The organism is Ramlibacter aquaticus, from assembly GCF_015159745.1.
Taxonomy (GTDB): Bacteria; Pseudomonadota; Gammaproteobacteria; order Burkholderiales; family Burkholderiaceae_C; genus Ramlibacter; species Ramlibacter aquaticus.
Genome location: NZ_JADDOJ010000143.1, coordinates 1 through 3809, shown reverse-complemented (window position 1 = coordinate 3809; position 3809 = coordinate 1). Strand labels below are relative to the sequence as shown.

Annotated in this window: 4 protein-coding genes; 1 reads left to right on the top strand and 3 read right to left on the bottom strand. The window is 71.6% G+C overall.

All coding sequences use genetic code 11. The features are described from left to right. Positions 1-12 precede the first annotated feature (12 nt). On the bottom strand, positions 13-777 hold the full coding sequence (locus tag IM725_RS19675; protein ID WP_193782340.1) for a DUF1365 domain-containing protein: 765 nt from the start codon (positions 775-777) through the stop codon (positions 13-15). After that, on the bottom strand, positions 774-2078 hold the full coding sequence (locus IM725_RS19670) for an NAD(P)/FAD-dependent oxidoreductase (RefSeq protein ID WP_193782339.1): 1305 nt from the start codon (positions 2076-2078) through the stop codon (positions 774-776). Before IM725_RS19670 ends, IM725_RS19675 begins: the two co-directional genes overlap by 4 nt. Before the next feature lie 181 nt (positions 2079-2259). On the opposite strand from IM725_RS19670, the gene IM725_RS19665 reads away from it, so the two are divergent. Beyond that, a complete protein-coding gene (locus IM725_RS19665) occupies positions 2260-3153 on the top strand; it encodes a MerR family transcriptional regulator (RefSeq protein WP_193782338.1) in 894 nt (297 codons plus the stop codon). A 19-nt stretch (positions 3154-3172) separates the two neighbouring features. On the opposite strand, the gene IM725_RS19660 is transcribed toward IM725_RS19665, so the two are convergent. Continuing rightward, on the bottom strand, positions 3173-3676 hold the full coding sequence (locus IM725_RS19660) for an Lrp/AsnC family transcriptional regulator (RefSeq protein ID WP_193782337.1): 504 nt from the start codon (positions 3674-3676) through the stop codon (positions 3173-3175). Positions 3677-3809 lie beyond the last annotated feature (133 nt).

The window sequence follows — 3809 nt, the reverse complement described above, 5'->3', positions numbered from 1 at the left end:
GGGTGGTGCTGTTCATCGGGTGACCTGGAGCCGGGAAGGGGCCGCACCGTCGGCGGCCGCGGGGGAATGGAAGGGCACGCGGGCCAGCCACAGGCGCAGGGCCTGCCAGTGGATGCGCGCGACGATGCCCAGGGTGAGGAAGGGGAAGCGCAGCAGGGCGCCGCGCACCGCGGCCGGCGTGGCCGGGCGCAGCGTGCCGCTGACGCTGGTCTGCAGCAGCGGGCCTTCGCCGTCGTCGTGGTCGATGCGCGCCACGATGCGTTCGCCCGACCACATGAAACGGAAGCGGTAGCCGCCCTCCACGGTGCAGAAGGGGGAGACGTTGAAGGCCTTGCGGGCGCGCAGCTCGCGGCCCCAGGCCGCCGTGTCCAGCAGGTAGGCGTGGCGGCCGCCGAAGGTGTTGTTCACCTCGGCCACGATAGCGCGCAGGCTGCCGTCCTGGCGGTGGCAGTACCAGAAGCTGACCGGCTTGAAGGTGTGGCCCATCACGCGCGGGAAGCAGTGCAGCCAGGCCTCGCCGTCGGCGTCGTGGATGCCCTCGCGCGCCAGCATCGCGTCCAGCCACGCGAGGGCGTTGTCGCCGCCGTCGCCGTGGTCGCTGTCGTGGAAGGCGAAGAGCGCGCGCCGGTTGTGCGCGAAGGGCTTGTCGCGCGCCTGCATGGCGTGCAGCGCGCGCATGGGCAGCAGCAGGAAGAGCGTGGGGTATGCGAAGGCATGGCGGACGGGCCGCAGCCGGGTGTGGCGCACGGTGCCGCTCGCCAGCTGCGGCAGGTTCACGCCAGCGCCTCCTGGGTTTCGGGGTCGATCAGGGGCGCGGCCTGCGCGGCGGCCAGCAGGCCCTGCGCGGCGGCGCGGCCGGCCACCAGGCCGTCCTCGTGAAAGCCGTACCTGGCCCAGGCCCCGGCGTACCAGGTGCGTTGCTGGCCCTGCACCAGGGGCAGGTGCTCCTGGGCGCGGATCGCGGCCATGTCGAACACCGGGTGGGCGTAGTCGAACTCGCCGGCGATGGTCTCGCGCGCGATCTCGCGGATCGGGTTGAGCGAGACCACGACCGGCTGCTTCCAGGGCAGGGGCTGCAGGCGGTTGATCAGGTAGTGCAGGCAGACGCGGCCGTTGGTGGCGGTGTCGGCCGTGCCTTCGTAGTTCCAGGCTGCCCAGGCGCGCTTGTTGCGCGGCAGCACCGAGGCGTCGGTGTGCAGCACCGCCCGGTTGCGCTGGTAGCGGATGCTGCGCAGCAGCTCCCACTCCTGCGCGCTGGGCGAGGCCAGCATCTGCAGGGCCTGGTCGGGGTGGGTGGCCAGCACGACCTGGTCGAAGCGTTCGGGGCCGGCGTCGGTCAGCACTGTCACGCCGGCGGCGTCGCGCTCGATGCGCCGCACCGGCGTGGCCAGGCGGGCGTCGTCGACCTCGCGCACGATGCGCGAGACATAGCCGCGCGAGCCGCCCGTCACGGTGTGCCACTGCGGCCGGTCGGCGACCTGCAGCAGGCCGTGGTTGTGGCAGAAGCGGAACAGGGTGGCCGCCGGGAAGCGCAGCATCTGCTCGGTCGGGCAGCTCCAGATGCAGGCGATCATGGGCAGAAGGTACCACTCCCGGAACTCGGCGCAAAAGCGGTTGCGGTCCAGGAAATCGCCCAGGGGCTCGGGCGAGGGCTCCTCGCCGGACGTGACGGCGCGGGTCGCCATCGCGTTGAAGCGCATCAGGTCGGACAGCATGCGCCAGAAGCGCGGGCGCAGCAGGTTGCCACGCTGGCTGAAGACCGTGTCCAGGTTGGTGCCGGACCATTCCAGCCAGCGGCCGCCCGCCTGCGGGGTCTGCACCGAGAAGCTCATGTCCGAGGCCGCGGTCTCCACGCCCAGTTCGCGGAACAGGGCCACCAGGCCGGGGTAGGTGCGGTGGTTGAACACCAGGAAGCCGGTGTCCACGCCCGCGGTGACGCCGTCCAGCGTGAGGTTCACCGTGTGGGCATGGCCGCCGAAGTGATGGTCCGCCTCGAACAGGGTGACACGGGCCTTGCCGCGCAGGGTGTGGGCGGCGGCGAGCCCGGCGATGCCGCTTCCGACGATGGCGACTTTCATGCGGTGCCCTGGGCGAGGGTGGACGTCATGGCGGCGGGGCTCCTGTGTGATAACCGATCAGTTTAGCTGTTTGTCGTATGACAGTTAAGAGCCTGGGAATTCCCGGGCACCCCCTGGATACGTGACAATCGACCGGATGGATGCAAGTTCGCCACGCGCACCTGCCTTGCCGATCGCGGAGGTGGAGCGAGAGACCGGCCTGCCCCGCGCCACCCTGCGGATCTGGGAGCGCCGGTATGGTTTCCCGCGCCCGGAACGCGATGCGCGGGACGAGCGTCTGTACCTGCCGGACCAGGTGCGCGTCCTCAAGCTGATGCGCGAGCTGGTGGAGCAGGGGCACCGGCCCGGCAAGCTGGCGCGCGCGGGCGCCCCGGAGATCGAGCGCCTGGCCCTGGAGTCGGCCTCGCGCGCCATGGCGGCGGCCGCCGGCGGCCGCACCCGGCTGGCGACCCGCATGCTCAAGCTGCTGCACGCGCACGACGCGGCGGCCCTGCGCCACGAACTGGAGGCGCTGCTGGCCAAGAACGGGCTGGCGGAGTTCGCCGGCAGCCAGCTGCCGCAGATCAACCGGATGATCGGCCAGGCCTGGCTGGCGGGCGAACTGCAGGTGCACGAGGAGCACCTGTATTCCGACTGCGTGACGCAGGTGCTGCGGGTGGCGATCGCCGGCCTGCAGGCCCGCGCCCGGCCCGAGGCGCCGCTGGTCATGCTCACCACCTTCCCGCAGGAGCCCCACGGCCTGGGGCTGCTGATGGCGGAGGCGATGTTCGCGCTGCAGGGCTGTCCCACGGTCTCGCTGGGCGTGCGGCTGCCCATCGAGCAGATCGTCTCGGGCGCACGCGCCTACCGGGCGGACCTGGTGGGCCTGACCTTCACGGCCAGCCTGAACCCCGGCCTGGTGCTGCGCGGGCTGGAGGAACTGCGCGGCATGCTGCCCTCGCGCATCCGGCTCTGGGCCGGCGGCAACAACCCCGCGCTGACCCGGCGCAGCATCGCCGGCGTGCGCGTGGTGGACGACGTGCGCCAGGTGCCGGCCCTGCTGGCCGAGGACTTCGCGCTGCCCCCCAGGGATTGAGCGGGCGCGCCCGGCGCCCTCAGCGCCGGGCCCGGCGCGGCACGGCGGCGGCGGGCGGGGGTTCGATCGGAAGCCGCGTCTGCGACTTGATCTCGCGCAGCACCACGCGCGAGCGCACGTGCGTGACTCCCGGCAGCTTGAACGCCACCTCGTGCAGGAAGCGCTCGTAGCCCTGGATGTCGGCCGCCAGCACCTTGAGCACGTAGTCGGCGTCGCCGGTGGTGGCGTAGCAGCTGACGATCTGCGGGCAGGCCGCGACCTCGCGCTCGAAGCGGGCCACCTCGTCCTCCTGGTGGCGGCTCAGGTTGACTTCGGCGATCACGCACAGGGCCAGGCCCACCTTCTCGCGGTCCACCAGCGCGGTGTAGCCCTGGATCACGCCGCTGGCTTCCAGCTCCTTGATGCGCTTCCAGCAGGGGGTGCTGGACAGGCCGGCCTGGGCGGCCAGCGCCTGCACGGTCTGGCGGGAGTCGTGCTGCAGCGCGCGCAGCAGGGCCACGTCGCGGGCGTCGAGGTCATCCATGCTTCTTTTCCGTCACCAAAGAGAAGGGTTTTCTCGATTCTGCCCTTGAGGCGGTGATTCAGGAATCATTTTTCCGGCCCGGCTGCCTAAGCTTCCCTATCTCGCCACCCGCCACGACAGCATGGACGCCCAC